Origin of the sequence: Allobosea sp. TND4EK4 (assembly GCF_900156025.1) — a bacterium.
In the GTDB taxonomy this organism is placed as follows: Bacteria; Pseudomonadota; Alphaproteobacteria; order Rhizobiales; family Beijerinckiaceae; genus Allobosea.
This window is the reverse complement of the sequence record NZ_FTMO01000003.1, coordinates 44394-60424: the sequence shown is the minus strand read 5'-3', so window position 1 is coordinate 60424 and position 16031 is coordinate 44394. Positions and strand designations below refer to the sequence as shown.

Annotated in this window: 9 protein-coding genes; 4 read left to right on the top strand and 5 right to left on the bottom strand. The window is 67.7% G+C overall.

What is annotated here, in order from left to right:
• Positions 1–71: 71 nt before the first annotated feature.
• The 3 genes from prfB to BW981_RS07805 all read right to left on the bottom strand — a co-directional run bounded on the left by prfB (position 72) and on the right by BW981_RS07805 (position 5163).
• Positions 72–1200 (bottom strand): peptide chain release factor 2 gene (gene prfB / locus BW981_RS07815; protein ID WP_139333679.1). Its coding sequence is split into 2 segments (ribosomal slippage): positions 72–1130 and positions 1132–1200, totalling 1128 coding nucleotides; the frame shifts between segments, so codons are not numbered across the junction.
• 139 nt (positions 1201–1339) lie between these two features.
• Positions 1340–3787, bottom strand: coding sequence for a penicillin-binding protein 1A (locus BW981_RS07810; RefSeq protein ID WP_076437891.1), 2448 nt, complete (start codon positions 3785–3787; stop codon positions 1340–1342).
• A gap of 161 nt (positions 3788–3948) precedes the next feature.
• Entirely contained in the window at positions 3949–5163 is a 1215-nt protein-coding gene (locus BW981_RS07805; RefSeq protein ID WP_083712231.1) for an N-acetylmuramoyl-L-alanine amidase, read from the bottom strand.
• Between the two features lie 724 nt (positions 5164–5887).
• On the opposite strand from BW981_RS07805, the gene BW981_RS07800 reads away from it, so the two are divergent.
• Positions 5888–8695 (top strand): Rne/Rng family ribonuclease, encoded by a 2808-nt coding sequence (locus BW981_RS07800; protein WP_076437889.1) that lies wholly within the window; start codon positions 5888–5890, stop codon positions 8693–8695.
• A 391-nt stretch (positions 8696–9086) separates the two neighbouring features.
• Here BW981_RS07800 and BW981_RS07795 read toward each other — a convergent pair whose 3' ends face one another.
• Both BW981_RS07795 and BW981_RS07790 read right to left on the bottom strand, forming a co-directional pair.
• Complete coding sequence (locus BW981_RS07795) at positions 9087–11369, bottom strand: mechanosensitive ion channel family protein (RefSeq protein ID WP_076437887.1); 2283 nt, start codon at positions 11367–11369, stop codon at positions 9087–9089.
• A gap of 123 nt (positions 11370–11492) precedes the next feature.
• Positions 11493–12692, bottom strand: a complete 1200-nt coding sequence (locus BW981_RS07790; protein ID WP_076437885.1) for a pyridoxal phosphate-dependent aminotransferase — start codon at positions 12690–12692, stop codon at positions 11493–11495.
• Positions 12693–12871: 179 nt separating this feature from the next.
• Here BW981_RS07790 and BW981_RS07785 point away from each other — a divergent pair, with 179 nt between their 5' ends.
• The 3 genes from BW981_RS07785 to accC all read left to right on the top strand — a co-directional run bounded on the left by BW981_RS07785 (position 12872) and on the right by accC (position 15901).
• Positions 12872–13687 carry a DsbA family protein gene (locus BW981_RS07785; protein ID WP_076437883.1) on the top strand — a complete coding sequence of 272 codons (816 nt, stop codon included), beginning with the start codon at positions 12872–12874 and terminating at the stop codon, positions 13685–13687.
• Between the two features lie 355 nt (positions 13688–14042).
• Positions 14043–14510: an acetyl-CoA carboxylase biotin carboxyl carrier protein gene (gene accB, locus BW981_RS07780; RefSeq protein ID WP_076437881.1), complete on the top strand. Its 468-nt coding sequence runs from the start codon at positions 14043–14045 to the stop codon at positions 14508–14510.
• A gap of 29 nt (positions 14511–14539) precedes the next feature.
• The gene (gene accC, locus BW981_RS07775) at positions 14540–15901 is read left to right on the top strand and encodes an acetyl-CoA carboxylase biotin carboxylase subunit (protein ID WP_076438350.1); all 1362 of its coding nucleotides are present in this window, start codon (positions 14540–14542) and stop codon (positions 15899–15901) included.
• The last annotated feature ends 130 nt before the right edge of the window (positions 15902–16031 follow it).

Below are 16031 nucleotides of genomic sequence, written 5' to 3'. Positions count from 1 at the left end.
ATCGATCGTGCCGTCTTCTGAACGAGCTTCCCGGGCCCGCGCGAGCGCGGCCCGGGAATGATGCGTCCCGCCTAGTCGATATCCTCGACCTCGACCTCGGTGCCGTAGACGCGTTGCGCCAGTGACGCTTCCATGAAGGGGTCGAGCGCACCATCGAGCACCTCTGACGGGTCCGTCGAGGCCACGCCCGTGCGCAGATCCTTCACCAGCTGGTAGGGCTGCAGCACATAGGAGCGGATCTGGTGGCCCCAGCCGATGTCGGTCTTCGAGGCTTGCTCGGCGTTGGCCTTCTCCTCGCGCTTCTTCAGCTCGACCTCGTAGAGGCGAGCCCGCAGCATGTCCCAGGCCTTGGCGCGGTTCTTGTGCTGGGAGCGCTCCTGCTGGCACGACACCGCGATGCCAGACGGGATATGCGTGATGCGCACGGCCGAATCGGTCGTGTTGATGTGCTGCCCGCCCGCTCCTTGCGCGCGGTAGGTGTCGATCCGGCAGTCCGACTCGTTGATGTCGATGACGATGCGGTCGTCCACCACCGGGTAGACCCAGACCGAGGCGAAGGAGGTCTGCCGCCGCGCGTTCGAATCGAACGGCGAGATGCGCACCAGGCGATGCACCCCGGATTCGGTCTTCAGCCAGCCATAGGCATTGTGCCCCTTGAACTGGAGGGTGGCCGACTTGATGCCGGCGGTGTCGCCATCCTGGTATTCCAGGGTCTCGACCTTGAACTTCCGCCGCTCGCCCCAGCGCCGATACATGCGCAGCAGCATCTCGGCCCAGTCCTGGGATTCCGTACCACCCGCGCCGGGATGGATCTCGATATAGGTATCGAGCATGTCGGCCTCGCCCGAGAGCAGGGTCTCGACCTGCAGCCGGGCCGCTTCGTCCTGGACGGCCTTGATCGCCTGCTCGCCCTCGGTGACGGTGGCGGCGTCGCCTTCCATCTCGCCGAGTTCGATCAGCGTCAGGGCGTCGTCGAGATCGCGTTCGAGCTTCGTGATGCCCTCGATCTGCGTTTCCAGCGAGGTGCGCTCGCGCATCAGCTTCTGCGCGGCGTCGGCATCATTCCAGAAGTCGGGCCCCTCGGAGAGGGCGTTCAGTTCGGCGAGGCGTCGCTGGGCTTGATCCCAGTCAAAGATGCCTCCTCAGCAGTCCGATCGACTGCTTGGCGTTTTCGAGCTGCGTCTGAATTTCGGGTCTCATCGGTCCTGTCCACCTTGCGGGGCGCTGTTCTTGTCGGGGCTTGAGATAGGGGCGAAAGCCGGCGCTGTAAACGCTCTTGCCCGATGTACAGCGAGCGGCGACCGGCCAGCCATCAGGCCGCGCTGCTCGCCAAACCGCGTCAGTACAGCCCGCCGGTCCCCGAGCCGATCGGCCGGGCGCCCGGTGCTACGCCGAACGGCGTGCTGCCGTCGCCGGCCGAAGCGCCGATCACCGAATAGCTGTCCGGCGGAGCGGTGCCGGGCTTGAAGGCTTCGAGGATGCCGCCCTCGCCGCCGGCGCGCATGCCGGTCTTCGGGTCGACGCGGATCAGCTTGATGCCGGCCGGCACGCGGAACGGGGTCGCCGGCTTGTCCTTCAGCGCCGCCAGCATGAAGTCGCGGAAGATCGGCGCGGCATACTGGCCGGCCGTCGCCGAGGTGCCGAGCGATTTCGGCTTGTCGAAACCCATATAGATGCAGGCCGCCAGATCGGGCGAGAAGCCGCAGAACCAGACGTCCTTGGCATCGTTGGTCGTGCCGGTCTTGCCGGCGAGCGGCTTGCCGACCGCCTTCACGACCGTCGCCGTGCCGGCGTTGACCACGCCTTCGAGGATCGAGACCATCTGATAGGCGGTCAGCGGGTCGATCACCTGCTCACGGTTGTCGATCAGGCGAGGTTCGGTCTGGTTGCTCCACTTCTCGGCGTTGCAGCCTTCGCAGACGCGCTGGTCGTGCTTGAAGATCGTTGCGCCGTAACGGTCCTGGATGCGGTCGATCAGCGTCGGGCGGATGCGCTTGCCGCCATTCACGAGCATCGAATAGGCGGCCGCCATCCGCATCACCGTCGTTTCGCCGGCGCCCAGCGCCATCGAGAGCACGGGCTGCAGGTCGTCATAAATGCCGAAGCGGCGGGCGTATTCCGCGATCAGCGGCATGCCCACATCCTTGGCGAGGCGCACGGTCATCAGGTTCTTCGAGAACTGGATGCCGTAGCGCAGCGTACGAGGCCCGCTCCACTTGCCGTCGAAATTTTCCGGCCGCCACATGCCGATGCCGGGGCCCTGGTCGATTTCGATCGGGGCATCGAGGATGATGCTCGACGGCGTGTAGCCATTGTCGAGCGCCGTCGAATAGACGAAGGGCTTGAAGGAGGAGCCGGGCTGGCGCATCGCCTGCGTCGCGCGGTTGAACTCCGACTGGTCGTGGCTGAAGCCGCCGACCATCGCCAGCACGCGGCCCGAAAACGGGTCCATGACGGTGATGGCGCCGTTGACCTCCGGCAGCTGCCGCAGTCGCGCATAGCCCGGCCGGCTATCGATCGGCTCGACATAGACGACGTCGCCGACGGAGACGGTCTGCGAAACACGGGCTCGACGGGTCCATTTGATGCCGTCGGCGGCCAGGGTGAGGACCTCGCGCTTCTTGTTGAGGGCGCCCGAATTGTCGCGCAGCGGATGCAGGCCAAGCTTGGCACTGTCACCTGAGGATTCGAGCACCACGGCGAGGCGCCAGGGGGCGACATCCCCGAGCACCGGCAGTTCGCCGACCACCTGGCCCCAGTCCTTGCCTGCGATCTCGAGCTTCTGCACCGGGCCGCGCCAGCCGCGCGCCTCGTCGAAGCGCACGAGACCATCGACCAGCGCCTTGCGGGCCATCAGCTGGACCTTGGGATCGACCGTGGCACGCACAGAAAGGCCGCCTTCCAGCAGCTTCTTCTCGCCATAGCGGTCTTGAAGCTCGCGGCGAATTTCCTCGGCGAAGTAGCCCGCTGCGATCTGGTTCGGCGACACCTGGCGGGGGTTCACCCCGAGCGGCTGCATCTTGGCGGCCTCGGCGACGTCGCGCTTGACGTAGCCATTCTCGACCATGCGGTCGATGACGTAATTGCGGCGCTCGATCGCCCGATCGGTGTTGCGATAGGGCTGCAGGTCGCTCGGCGCCTTCGGCAGGGCTGCCAGATAGGCAGCTTCCTGAAGGTTCAGCTCATGGACCGACTTGCCGAAATAGTTGAGCGCAGCCGCCGCGATGCCGTAGCTGCCGAGGCCGGGCGCGGGTGCGCCGAGATAAATCTCGTTCAGGTAGAGCTCGAGGATCTTGTCCTTCGAATAGGTCGATTCCAGTTTCAGCGCGACGAGCGCCTCGCGGATCTTGCGCTCGATCGACTGCTCGGGGCTGAGGAAGAAGTTCTTCGCCACCTGCTGCGTGATCGTCGAGGCGCCCTGCGGCCGGCGATTGGCGCTGCGGTTGCGGTAGTTCGAGATCGCGGCGCGGATCAGGCCCTTCGGGTCGATGCCCATATGGGTGTAGAAGTCCTTGTCCTCGGCCGAGATATAGGCGTCGACGACGAGCTTCGGCACCGCCTGAATCGGCAGGTAGAGCCGGCGCTCGCGCGCATACTCGGCGATGAGGCTGCCGTCGCCCGCATGGACGCGGGTCATGACCGGCGGCTCGTAGTTCCGCAGCTGCGCGTAATCGGGCAGGTCCTGCGAGTAATGCCAGATCACGCCGCCGACGACAGCGGCGCCGATCATGAAGGCGATCGCGCCGGCTGCGAACAGCCATCCGAAGATTCGCAGGATAAACCGCATTTCTGGCCCTGGACCCCAAAATTCTGACAGCCGCCGGCGCCGAATCCGGGCGCGTCGAAACAGCGTTCTATATCATGACGCTGATGGCGGAACCGTGGCCTCACGATCACAACCATAAGTGATCTCGCCGCTCTGGAGGCGAGACAGGGCTCTCAGCCCCTCTAAGGTCGCGCCTCGGCCGCCTGGCCGACGGAGGCGCGCTCGCGGGCGAAATAATCGTCGATCGCCGTCCCCACCGCCGCGACGGCCTTGCCGCGCCATTCCTGCGATGTCAGCAGCGCGGCATCCTTGGGGCTCGACATGTAGCCGAGTTCGATCAGCACCGAAGGCACGTCCGGCGCGCTCAACACCCAGAACCGGGCGGAGCGCAACGGAATCTTGTGCATTTTCACCGACGCCCCCAGCTTGTCGACCAGGTTGCGCGCGAAGACGCCGGAGAAGGTGCGCGTCTCGCGCCGGGCGAGGTCCATCAGGATCCCGGCGACGTCCTGCACCTCTTCGCGGCTTTCGATGCCGGCGGCCGAATCGGCCTCGTTCTCCTTGGCGGCGAGCTTCGCGGCTTCCGCGTCCGTCGCCCGCTCGGAGCGCGTATAGACGGTGGCGCCGCGCACATCCTGCGCCTGCGCCAGAGAGTCGGCGTGGATCGAGATGAACAGATCGGCCTTCTGGTCCTGGCCGATGCGGACGCGATCGGCGAGCGAGACGAAGCGGTCCTCGTCGCGCGTCATGACCACGCGATATCGGCCGGAAGCCTCGAGCTGTTCCTTCAGGGCCTGGCCGAAGCCGAGCACCACCGATTTCTCGGCGATGGAGGCGACGATCGTTCCAGGGTCGATGCCGCCATGGCCGGGGTCGATCACGACAGTCCGGCGCGTCTCGCCAGCCGGCGCTACCACGGGAACGGGCGCTTTTGCGACCTCGGCCTTTTTCGCCTTGGCCGCCTCCGCCAGAAACTCGCTGCGCCCGACCTTCTTCAACTCCAGCGAGAGCTCTCCGAAGCCGCCGCGCATCGCCCTGACCTCGACCTTCCCGACAAGGGCGGGCTGCGCGAGATCAAGGATGATTCGGGCCTTGTCGGCGGTGAACAGCCCGTAGCGATAGCCGCTGACGAAGCCCGCGCTCCTGCGGGCGCCCGTCTGGATCTGGAAGTTGGTCGAGGGCAGCTCGACGATCACGCGGTCGGGCGCGGCCTGCACCCAGGCCTCGACCGGCACGACGGAAGACAGCATCATGCTCAGGCGGACGGTGTCGCCCTGCAGGTCCAGCTTGGCGTCGGTCGCGACCGGAAATTCGTTCTGCGGCTTGGATTCACTCGGTGGTCTGGGCTCGGCCCCGGCCGGCATGCCCGCCCAAAAACCGGCGAAGATGGCGAGCACGCAAAGTACCCTCACATCGCGCCTTGAGGGAGCGCGCGATGTCGGGCCTGAACGGCTCGTCTCAGCTCTGCGGAAGTCGGAGAACAGCTGAAAAATCCCGTCTGTCGTCACCAACGCTTAACCATAGCGTCGTCAAATCCTAACAGGCGGTTACCACGCGCACTTCCGCGGGTGAACCGGCCCGGCAGGCCCGCCTCATCATGCGGGTGCGATGTGACTTGCAAATCACGCTCTCCTGTCTGTAATGGAACATGGCTGCTCCCAAAGCCTGCCCATGTGACACATCCGGATCGAACAATCCGTCGGCGTCCGGGCGCGGGCCTGCCGCCGCCTTCACGGGCGACAGCGCGGGATGAGCCGTAACAGATCGTCCGCAGACGGTCGGGTCGGCGTCGCATTCATCTGCACCCTCCCCTGTCTTGCGAGCGTGCAAACGCGGTGAGCCCTGTCGCAAGACGGACGCATCGCAGGTCAGGGCAGATGACGGGGCAAACGACGGCGCTCGTACCAGCAGAGTATCGTCCGGGACTGTGGGACCGTGCCGGGCTTTCCGCTCGTGCCGCGCTCCCCAGCCGCCTTGCCGTTCAGGCCTCCATTTCTTTCGCTTCCCCCCTGCAACATGCCGGTCCAGACCGGCTCTCGAGCGGCGCCTCGGCCCGCGGCGACGGACATGCGTCCTCAGCCTTGCGGACCTTGCCGGCGACCGCGCCTATGGAAATTCTCAATGGCCAACAAGATGCTTATCGATGCCACCCACCCGGAGGAGACCCGGGTCGTGGTGGTGCGCGGATCCCGCGTCGAAGAGTTTGATTTCGAATCCGCCAGCCGAAAGCCGCTGCGCGGCAATATCTATCTCGCCAAGGTGACCCGTGTGGAGCCCTCGCTCCAGGCGGCCTTCGTGGAATATGGCGGCAATCGCCACGGCTTCCTCGCCTTCTCCGAGATTCACCCGGACTATTACCAGATCCCCGTCGCAGACCGTCAGGCGCTGATGGCCGAGGAGGCTCGCGCCGAGCGCGACGAGGAACGCGACGAGGAAAAGCGCGAGAAGCGTGGCCGCCGTGGCCGCCGCGGCGATCGTGACCACCGCGCCAAGAAGGCGGCCGCCGACGAGACCGTTTCGGCCGAGGTCGAGACCGGCGACGCGACCGATGCTGTCGAGACGGACGGCAAGGAAGCCGCGATGGTCAACGAGGGCGCTCCCGCCTTCGGCGAGGAATTCGCGCCTGCCGTGACCGAATCGACCACGGAAGACGCGGCCGGGAATGCCGCGCCGCTGACCTACGAGACGACCGAGGTTCAGGCCGCCGAGGTGCAGGCCGCCGACACGGACGACGTCTCCGAGGAAGCCGAGGTCGAGGCTCGCAAGGGCTCGCAGGACGAAGGTTCCGAAGACGGCGACGAAGACGAGGCCGAGGAACAGCCCGAGCAGCTCGGTGGCGGCGATGGCCTCGACGATATGCCGGAGCGCCCGCACCGCCAGTCGCGCCGCCAGTACAAGATCCAGGAGGTGATCAAGCGCCGCCAGATCATCCTCGTCCAGGTCGTCAAGGAGGAGCGCGGCAACAAGGGCGCCGCCCTCACCACCTATCTCTCGCTCGCCGGCCGCTATTCGGTGCTGATGCCCAACACCGGCAAGGGCGGCGGCATCTCGCGCAAGATCACCAATGCCGAGGATCGCAAGCGCCTCAAGGAGATCGCCCAGGAGCTGGAGGTGCCGGAGGGCATGGGCCTGATCCTGCGCACGGCCGGTGCTTCGCGCACCCCGGTCGAAATCCGGCGCGACTACGAGTACCTGATGCGGATGTGGGAGAGCGTGCGCGAGCTGACGCTCGCTTCGGTCGCGCCCGCGCTGGTCTATGAGGAGGGCAACCTCGTCAAGCGCTCGATCCGCGACCTCTACAACAAGGACATCGACGAGGTTCACGTCGCCGGCGAGGAGGCCTATCGCGAGGCGAAGGACTTCATGCGCATGCTCATGCCGGGCCAGGCCAAGAGCGTGAAGCCCTATCGCGATCAGACGCCGCTCTTCGCGAGCTTCGGCGTCGAAAGCCAGCTCGACGCGATGTTCTCGAACAACGTCACGCTGAAATCCGGCGGCTACCTCGTCATCAACCAGACCGAGGCGCTGGTCGCGATCGACATCAACTCCGGCCGCTCGACCCGCGAGCACAACATCGAGGACACGGCCCTCAAGACCAACCTCGAAGCGGCAGAGGAAATCTCCCGCCAGCTTCGCCTGCGCGACCTCGCGGGCCTCATCGTCATCGACTTCATCGACATGGAGGAGAACCGGAACAACCGGGCGGTCGAGAAGAAGCTGAAGGAGTGCCTGAAGGACGACCGCGCCCGCATCCAGGTCGGCCGCATCTCGGCCTTCGGCCTGCTGGAGATGTCGCGCCAGCGCATCCGCACCGGCGTGCTGGAGAGCTCCTCCGTGCCCTGCCCGCATTGCGCCGGCGCCGGCATGATCCGCTCCACCCCGTCGGTCGCGCTGCAGATCCTGCGCGCACTGGAGGAGGCACTGATCAAGAGCAACGCGCACAATCTCTCCGTCCGCACCCGGCCGGAAGTCGCGCTCTATGTGCTCAACCAGAAGCGCGCGCATCTGACCGATCTGGAAACCCGCTTCGGCATCGCGATCTCCATCTCGACCGACGCGACCCTGCTCGGCACGCGCTATTTCGAGGTCGAGCGCGGCGAGTTCGTCGGCAATGAAGGCCGTGTTGCCCCGGCGTCGTCCTTCAAGGCCGAGGCCATCGCAGCCGATCTCGACGACGAGGCGCTCGATGCGGCCGCCGAAGCCGCGGCACTCGACGCCGAATCGGGCGATGGCGAGACCGAGGGCGAGGCCCAGGGCGAGCGCGGCGATGCCGACCGCGACGGCGGCCGCAAGCGCAAGCGTCGGCGTCGGCGCCGGCGCGGCGGCGAGCGTGATGGCCAGGGCCAGTCGCTCGAGGCGGGCCAGTCCGAAAACGACGAGGATGGCGAAGACGGCGAGGACGATGCCGAAGCTCAGGCTGCTCAGGTCGACGTCGCACAGGTCGACGTCGCAACGGTGACGGACGAGACCGCGCCGGCCGCCCCTGCCGAGATCGAGGCGCCTGCCGAGACGCCGAAGCCCAAGCGCAGCCGCGCACGCAAGCCCAAGGCGTCTGCTCAGACGGCTGGCGAGGAGACCGAGCCGGCATCGGTCGAGGCGGCCACCGCCGTAGCGGAAACGGCGCCTGCAGAGGCCGTGCCGGCCGAGAAGCCCAAGCGCAGCCGCTCCCGCAAGAAGGTCGTGCCGATCACCGAGGACGGCGCCGCCCCTGCGGACACCGCCCCGGTCGAGGCCGAAGGCCAGCCCGCTCCGGCTCCCGCGGATGCCCCTCACGCTGAAGCGCAGGCCCCCTCCGTCGAGGCCGCTGCTCCGGAGCCCGCGCCGGCCCCCCGCCCGGTCGAGGAGCCCGTCGCGGTCATCCTCACCGAGCCTGACCCGAACCGTCCCAAGCGCGGCGGTTGGTGGAACCGCCTCGCCGGCCGCTCCTGAGCCCAAGGCTCACGCGCTGGACAAGATGAGCCCGCTGCCTTCGCAGCGGGCTTTTTCGTGGGCGCCTCCGAGGGCAGCACGCCTGCGAGGTTGGTGCGCCCGCCCCTGCCCGCGGCAGAAGCCGGCGCGCCTGCGCGCTTCGCTTGCAAGCTGTCGATCCGGGCCACCGTTCAGCGCGTGCTGAGTTCAGACAGACCCACGCCGTCATCCCGGACAAGCGGCGAAGCCGCGCGGGTCCGGGGTCCATCGTAGAGCTCCAGCCCCCTTCGATGGATCCTTCCCTGAGTTCACAGACGAAGTGCAACACCTGTCGCAGGTGCTGCCGGGCCGACCTGCCGCCAGTGATCGCTCGAGAAGCGCTGTTCGCTCAACCGGCGACGCAGCGCCGGGCTCAAGCCGCGGCGGGCGCCAGAGGGGTCGGCGGCGGAACCGTCGTGATCGCCGCGGCCGCCTGGTTCTGCAGCGTGCCGTCGGCACCCCGCACCGTCACCGCATTGGAGGCGAAGGGCACGCAGGCCTCGTTCAGCGCGCGATAGACGCGCTTCAGCGCCTCGCGCTGCAGGGACGAGGCCTGGTTCGGCTTGCCGGTGAATTTCAGCCGGACGACGACGGCGCTGTCGGTGATGTCGGCGACGCCCTGCATCTTCAGCGGCGCGATGAAATGCGGCCCGAATTCCGGGTCCTCCAGCAGGGCAAGTCCGGTCTTCTTGATGACCTTGCGGGCCTGCTCGAGATCGGCCGAATGGTCGAGCCGGACGTTGAACTTGATCGTCGCCCAGTCGCGGCTGGCATTGGTGAGCGAGCTGATCTGGCCGAATGGCACGGTGTGGATCTGCCCGCTCTGATGGCGAAGCTGCATCGAGCGCAGCGAGATTTTCTCGACCGTCCCCTTGAGCCGGCCGGTATCGACGTACTCGCCGACGCGGAACGCGTCCTCGATCATGAAGAACACGCCCGAGACGATGTCACGCACCAGCGTCTGCGAACCGAAGGAGAAGGCGAGCCCGACGATGCCGAAACCGGCCAGCAATGGCCCTATGTCGACGCCGAGGCGCGCGAGCACCACGAGGATCGTCAGCCCCACCACCGCGGCCAGCACGACGCCGCGCAGCACCGGCAGAACCGTGGCGAGACGGCTCGGCACCAGATCGTCCGGCACCGCATCCTCGTCGCCAGGGCCGGTCGCGTAGTGGCGGGGCGCATAGGAATCGAAGAAGGACCGCAGGAAAACGAGCAGGACCCAGCCGGCGAAGGCCAGCAGGGCGACCCCGCCGACCTGCCGGGAAAAGGCGACGAACTGCTCGGAGCTCACCCCGAGCAGCAGCCCGGCCCAGAGGCGCGCCAGCATGAAGAAACCTCCGGCCCAGACCAGACCGACGGCGCCGGCTCCCGCGGCCGCAGCGGCGGCCTGCGACAGCGGCGTGGCATGGCCGATGATGACCCGGTGCGTCGCCCGGCAGCGCAGCAGACTGGAGACGCCGACCGCCAGGATCGGGAGGATCACGAGCCCGGTCTCGGTCAAGGCGGCAGCCTGGGTCCAGCGACCGCCATTGGCCATCATCGCCGCGCCGGCCTCCACCGCCCAGAGCACGACCGTCGCGGCCATGTAGAAGATCGCGAGCCCGGCCGCCGCGGCCCGGCGCAGCAGGCCAGGCCTTTCCGCCCCCGACAGGATCAGCGCCGCCAGGTCATGACGCATGTCGTGGAACCACCAGAGCTTGAACAGCGCCATGCCGAATCCCGTCACGGCAATGAGGCCGGCCACTGGCAGCGGGCCTTGCGAGACATGATGCGACAACAGGATGCTGACGACGACGATCGGCGCGGCGATCGAATACAGCACGAACAGGCGGAAATGGCGGTCCGCACGCGGCAGCGGCATCAGGCGCCGCTCCGGCCGGCCGGGTGCCAGCAGGAACCGGCCGACCGCGATATAGAAGGCGCCGATCGCCGCGCCGTTGGTGGCGACCGTCAGGGCCGTGGCGGCGAAATCGCTGTGCGGCAGCCAGGCGTTGCGCGCGACCCGCACGACCAGCAGCATGAGCGCGATGGTCAGCACATCCTCGGCCAGCCCGAAGGTCGCAGCGATCAGTCGCGGGGTAAAGGCCTCGCCTTTCGGCCGGCGCTTGCGGGCGAACCAGCGCGCGCAGGCCAGACGCGCCGCCAGGCCGATTGCCACGGCGAGCGCAAGGGTCAGCACGATCCGCCAGCCGGCCGAAAGGCGATCCCGGCCGTTCTGGTTTCTCTCCCAGGCGGCCGCCCAGTCGCGCGGCAGGCTGGCGATCTCGGGAATCGCCCGGTTGCCATAGTCCACGCCGTCGATGACATGGTCGATCAGCGCGTCGATCTGGGCCGGCAGCATGTCGTCGACCTTGGGCATCGCAGCCGCCGGGGACGAGGCCGGCTGCGGCGTCTTCGCGCCGGCGGGGGCGGCAGAGCTGGTCCCTGCAGTCGCCGGGCCGGCTGAAGGCTGGGGCGCGACCTGGTTCGCGGAATCGGACAGTTTGATCTCGACCTGCCGCCCCTCGGCCGAAAGCGCGTTGACGAGCTTCGCGATGGTCGCGGCCGATTCGTCGCCGCGCAGGGTGAGCACGACGGGCGGCTCGGCCCGGGCAGTGACCACGACGCCGAAGAGGCCGACGGCGCAGACCGCCGAAAACAAAGCCGCACGCATTCCCAAAAGCCGACTCATGTCCCAGCCCCCCAGCCGTCAGCCTGAACAGGCCCTACCCCGGCCGGCCAAAGTCGCGGCCGGGGAAAAGCAGCATGTTGCGGATCATCGCGTGGTGGCAAGCGCTCAGCGACGCTTCAGCCAGCTTCCAAGGCGCGAGACCGCCTCTTCGCATTCGCCGAGCGAGCCGGCGAAGGAGAGCCGGACCGTGCGGGCGCCCCGCGCCTCGTCGAAATCCAGCCCGGGCGTGATCGCGACGCCGGTTCCTTCGAGAACATTCCGGCAGAAGCTCATGGAATCGTTCGAATACCGGCCGATGTCCAGATAGATGTAGAACGCGCCGTCCACCGGCAGGAAGTCGCCGAGCCCGATCTGCGGCAGGGCCTCCAGCAGGAAGGCGCGATTCTGCGCGTAGCCCGCCTTGATCGCCTCGCATTCGGCAGTGGCCTCGAAGGCTGCCTCGCCGGCAACCTGGCTGAGATAGGGCACCGAGATCGAGAGATTCTGCTGGAGCCGCTCGATCGTCCGCACCAGGCGCTGCGGCACGACCAGCCAGCCCACGCGCCAGCCGGTCATGCAGTAGTATTTCGAGAAGGAGTTGACCACGATAGCATCCGGATCGGCCGACAGGGCGGTGGTCGCCGGCGCCTCGTAGGTCAGGCCGTGATAAATCTCGTCCGAGATGTACCAAAGCCCCAGCCGACGGCAGCAGGCGGCGACATCGGCGATCGCCTCGGGCGTCATCACCACGCCCGTCGGATTGCCGGGGCTCATGGTCAGCACACCAGCCAGCGGCGCTTGCGCGTGCGCCTTTTGGATCAGCTCCGGCGTCAGCGCGAAGCGCGTCTCGGGGCCGACCGGGATCGCCACCGGCTCCAGCCCCAGCGCGATCAGGATGTTGCGATAGGCCGGGTAGCCGGGCGCCGTGATGGCGACGCGCGCGCCGGGTTGGAAGCAGGCCAGGAAGGCGAGAAGGAAGCCGCCGGAGGACCCGGTCGTCACCACCACGCGCTCGGCCTCCACATCGACGCCATAGGCCTCGGCATAGTGGCGGGCGATGCGGGCCCTGAGCGAATCTGTGCCGAGCGCCTGCGTGTATCCGATCCGCCCATGCTCCAGCGCACGCGAGACCGCCTCACGGATCGAGAGCGGGGTCGGGGCTGAGGGCTGGCCGACCTCCATATGCACGACGGAGCCGCCCTTGCGCTCGATCGCGGCCGCCTGGTTCATCACGTCCATCACGATGAACGGCGCGACGCGCCCGGCGCGTTCCGCCAGCGCCGGAGCCACGGGCGCCGGAACCACGGAGAAGGCTGGTCCTGTCATCGTCTCGTCCGCTTCTGGAAGGCCCCACGGCGTAGCTGAGCTGCCTGCTTCCGGCAAGCACCGGCGCGGCGCCGCTGGCTAAGCCGTGATTTGACGCCCTCCCCGCAAGCGCTCAAAAGCGGACAACCTCGTTTCACCGGGACTGTGGCCGACGCCGCCCGGTCATGAAAGGACAGAGAATGGCTTTCCCGATCCCGTCCGGTCCGGTCCGCGGCGCGCTCAAGGCGGCAGGCCTCGCGCTCGGCCTCTGGCTCGGCGCAAGCCTCGCCGCCGCTCCCGCCCTGGCACAGGGCCAGGCGCCGCTCACGCCCGAGCAGCGCAAGGCAGTGACGGATCTCGTCCGCGAGACGATTCTCAAGAACCCCGAGATCATCCAGGATGCGCTCGTCGAGCTGGAGCGCCGCAACACCGTCGCGCAGGCGGAGGCGCAGCGCGGGGCCGTCGCCTCCGAAAAGGCGCGGATCACCAATCCGGCGACCTCGATCGTGATCGGAAATCCCGATGGCGACGTCACCCTGGTCGAGTTCATGGATTACAACTGCGGCTTCTGCAAAAGGGCGATGCAGGACGTCACGGCGCTGACCAAGGCCGATCCCAAGCTCAAGGTGGTTCTGAAGGACTTCCCGATCCTGGGCCCTGATTCCGTCGAGGCGAGCCGCGTCGCCATCGCGGTCAAGAACCAGCTCCAGGGCCAGAAATATTTCGACTTCCACAACAAGCTGATGAGCGCCAAGGGCCGCGTCAACGGCGCGAAGGCGCTCGAGATCGCCAAGGAATCCGGCGCCGATGTCGAGCGCGCCCGCAAGGAGATGGATGCGGCCGCCACCAAGGCCTCGATCGAGGACACGGTGGCGCTCGGCGATCGTCTCGGCCTGACGGGCACGCCAGCCTTCATCATCGGCGACGAGATCGTCTTCGGCGCGGTCGGAGAGGCTGCGCTGAAGCAGAAGATCGAGTCGGTGCGCAAGTGCGGCAAGACCGACTGCGCCGGTTGACCGAGTGCTCCGGCTGAGCGAGCCGGGCAGAGCACACCTCCGATCACGCGGGCCGGCGCGGGCGAGCCTTGAGGCTTCCCCTGCCGGCCCGCAGCGTTTATGAGGGCGGCTCCGCCGCCGCGCGCGGCCTTGGAATCGACATCCTTCATGGCCGCCCGTCCCGTTCCCACCGGATCAGCCTCCAACCGGCCCTTCCCGTGCCTGCGCACGGGGGCGATGGGCCGGCTGCGGCGTCCGGCCCGGCACGTCGACACGCGCCTGTCGGACCCCTTCGCGGCGAAGGCCGCCTGAACCAGAGACGACGGACCGTCCCGCACGCGTCCGGCGCCCATGCGAAGAACACGGTGATACCGCCATGGCGACCAAAGGCCCGATCGATCCCGAACTCGTTCGCGAGCTCGCGCAGCTCCTGACCCAGACCGATCTCACCGAGATCGAGGTCCAGAAGGGCGATCTGCGCGTCCGGGTCGCCCGCAATCTGACCACCACCGTCCATGTGCCGGCAGCAATGCCCGCCGCGGCCGTCGCGCCGGTCGCGGCTGCGCCTGCCGCGACGGCCGTTCCGGACGCCAAGCCCGGCGCAGGCCACCCCGGCGCGGTGACCTCGCCGATGGTCGGCACCGCCTATCGTCGCCCTTCCCCCGACGCCAAGGCCTTCGTCGAGGTCGGCAGCGTGGTGAAGCAGGGCGAGCGCCTGCTGCTCGTCGAGGCGATGAAAACCTTCAACGACATCGTCGCCCCGCGCGCCGGCAAGGTGACTGCGATCATGATCGAAGACGGGCAGCCGGTCGAATATGGCGAGCCGCTGCTGGTGATCGAGTGAGCGCCGCCGGATCCGAGCAGGGCTTCAAGATGTTCGACAAGATCCTGATCGCCAATCGCGGGGAAATCGCGCTGCGCGTGCTGCGCGCGGCCAAGGAGCTCGGCATCGCGACCGTCGCGGTGCACTCCACCGCCGACGCCAACGCCATGCATGTGCGCCTCGCCGATGAGAGCGTCTGCATCGGCCCGCCGGCCGCCCGCGACAGCTACCTCAACATCCCGGCCCTGATCGCCGCCTGCGAGATCACCGGCGCGGACGCCGTCCATCCCGGCTACGGCTTCCTCTCGGAGAACGCCCGCTTCGCCGAGATCCTGGAGCAGCACAACATCACCTTCATCGGTCCCAAGCCCGAGCATATCCGCTCCATGGGCGACAAGATCGAGGCCAAGCGCACCGCCAAGCGCCTCGGCATCCCCTGCGTTCCGGGCTCCGAAGGCGGCGTGACCGACGATGCCGAGGCCTTGCGCATCGCCGCCGAGATCGGCTTCCCCGTCATCATCAAGGCGGCCTCGGGCGGCGGCGGCAAGGGCATGAAGGTCGTGCGCAGCGAGGACGAGATGTCCGTCGCGCTGTCGACCGCGCGCACCGAGGCCAAGGCCAATTTCGGCGACGACGCGGTCTACATCGAGAAGTATCTCGAGCGGCCGCGCCATATCGAGATTCAGGTTCTGGGCGACGGACGGGGCCATGCGATCCATCTCGGCGAGCGCGATTGCTCGCTGCAGCGCCGCCACCAGAAGGTCTGGGAAGAAGGCGGCTCTCCCGCGCTCAACGCCGGCGAGCGGGAGCGCATCGGCGAGATCTGCGCCAAGGCGATGTGCGAGTTGCACTATCGCGGCGCCGGAACGATCGAGTTCCTCTACGAGGATGGCGAGTTCTACTTCATCGAGATGAACACGCGCATCCAGGTCGAGCACCCGGTGACGGAGATGATCACCGGCATCGACCTCGTCAACGAACAGATCCGCATCGCCGCCGGCGCACCGCTCGTGCTCCAGCAGTCGGACATCGTGATCGAGGGCCACGCCATCGAGTGCCGGGTCAACGCCGAGCATCCCGCGACCTTCCGCCCCTCCCCGGGCAGGATCACCTCGTTCCACACGCCGGGCGGCCTCGGCGTGCGCGTCGATTCGGCGGTCTATCAGGGCTATACGATTCCGCCACACTACGATTCGCTGGTCGGCAAGCTGATCGTCCACGGCCGCAACCGCGAGGAATGCCTGATGCGGCTGCGCCGCTCGCTCGACGAGTTCGTCGTCGACGGCGTCGACACCACGCTGCCGCTGTTCCGCACGCTGGTGCGCAACCCTGACATCCTCAACGGCGACTACAACATCCACTGGCTCGAGAAATTCCTCGCCGCCGGCGGCATGGACGAAGCCGAACGCTGAGAGCCTCCGCCGGACCGGAAACGACGAAGCCCCTCGCACCGCGAGGGGCTTTTCGTTCATGGGCCTCGATGTCCGGTCTGTGGCCCGGCGCCCGGCGCCTGGTCGCCGGCGCTCGGAACGGTATCCCGGA

What these genes read in the sequence shown, in the direction of transcription:
- BW981_RS07810 (WP_076437891.1), bottom strand. Translation starts at nt 3,787, where the DNA reads ATGCGGTTTATCCTGCGAATCTTCGGATGGCTGTTCGCAGCCGGCGCG.
- BW981_RS07800 (WP_076437889.1), top strand. Translation starts at nt 5,888, where the DNA reads ATGGCCAACAAGATGCTTATCGATGCCACCCACCCGGAGGAGACCCGG.
- BW981_RS07795 (WP_076437887.1), bottom strand. Translation starts at nt 11,369, where the DNA reads ATGCGTGCGGCTTTGTTTTCGGCGGTCTGCGCCGTCGGCCTCTTCGGC.
- BW981_RS07790 (WP_076437885.1), bottom strand. Translation starts at nt 12,692, where the DNA reads ATGACAGGACCAGCCTTCTCCGTGGTTCCGGCGCCCGTGGCTCCGGCG.
- BW981_RS07785 (WP_076437883.1), top strand. Translation starts at nt 12,872, where the DNA reads ATGGCTTTCCCGATCCCGTCCGGTCCGGTCCGCGGCGCGCTCAAGGCG.
- accB (WP_076437881.1), top strand. Translation starts at nt 14,043, where the DNA reads ATGGCGACCAAAGGCCCGATCGATCCCGAACTCGTTCGCGAGCTCGCG.
- accC (WP_076438350.1), top strand. Translation starts at nt 14,540, where the DNA reads ATGTTCGACAAGATCCTGATCGCCAATCGCGGGGAAATCGCGCTGCGC.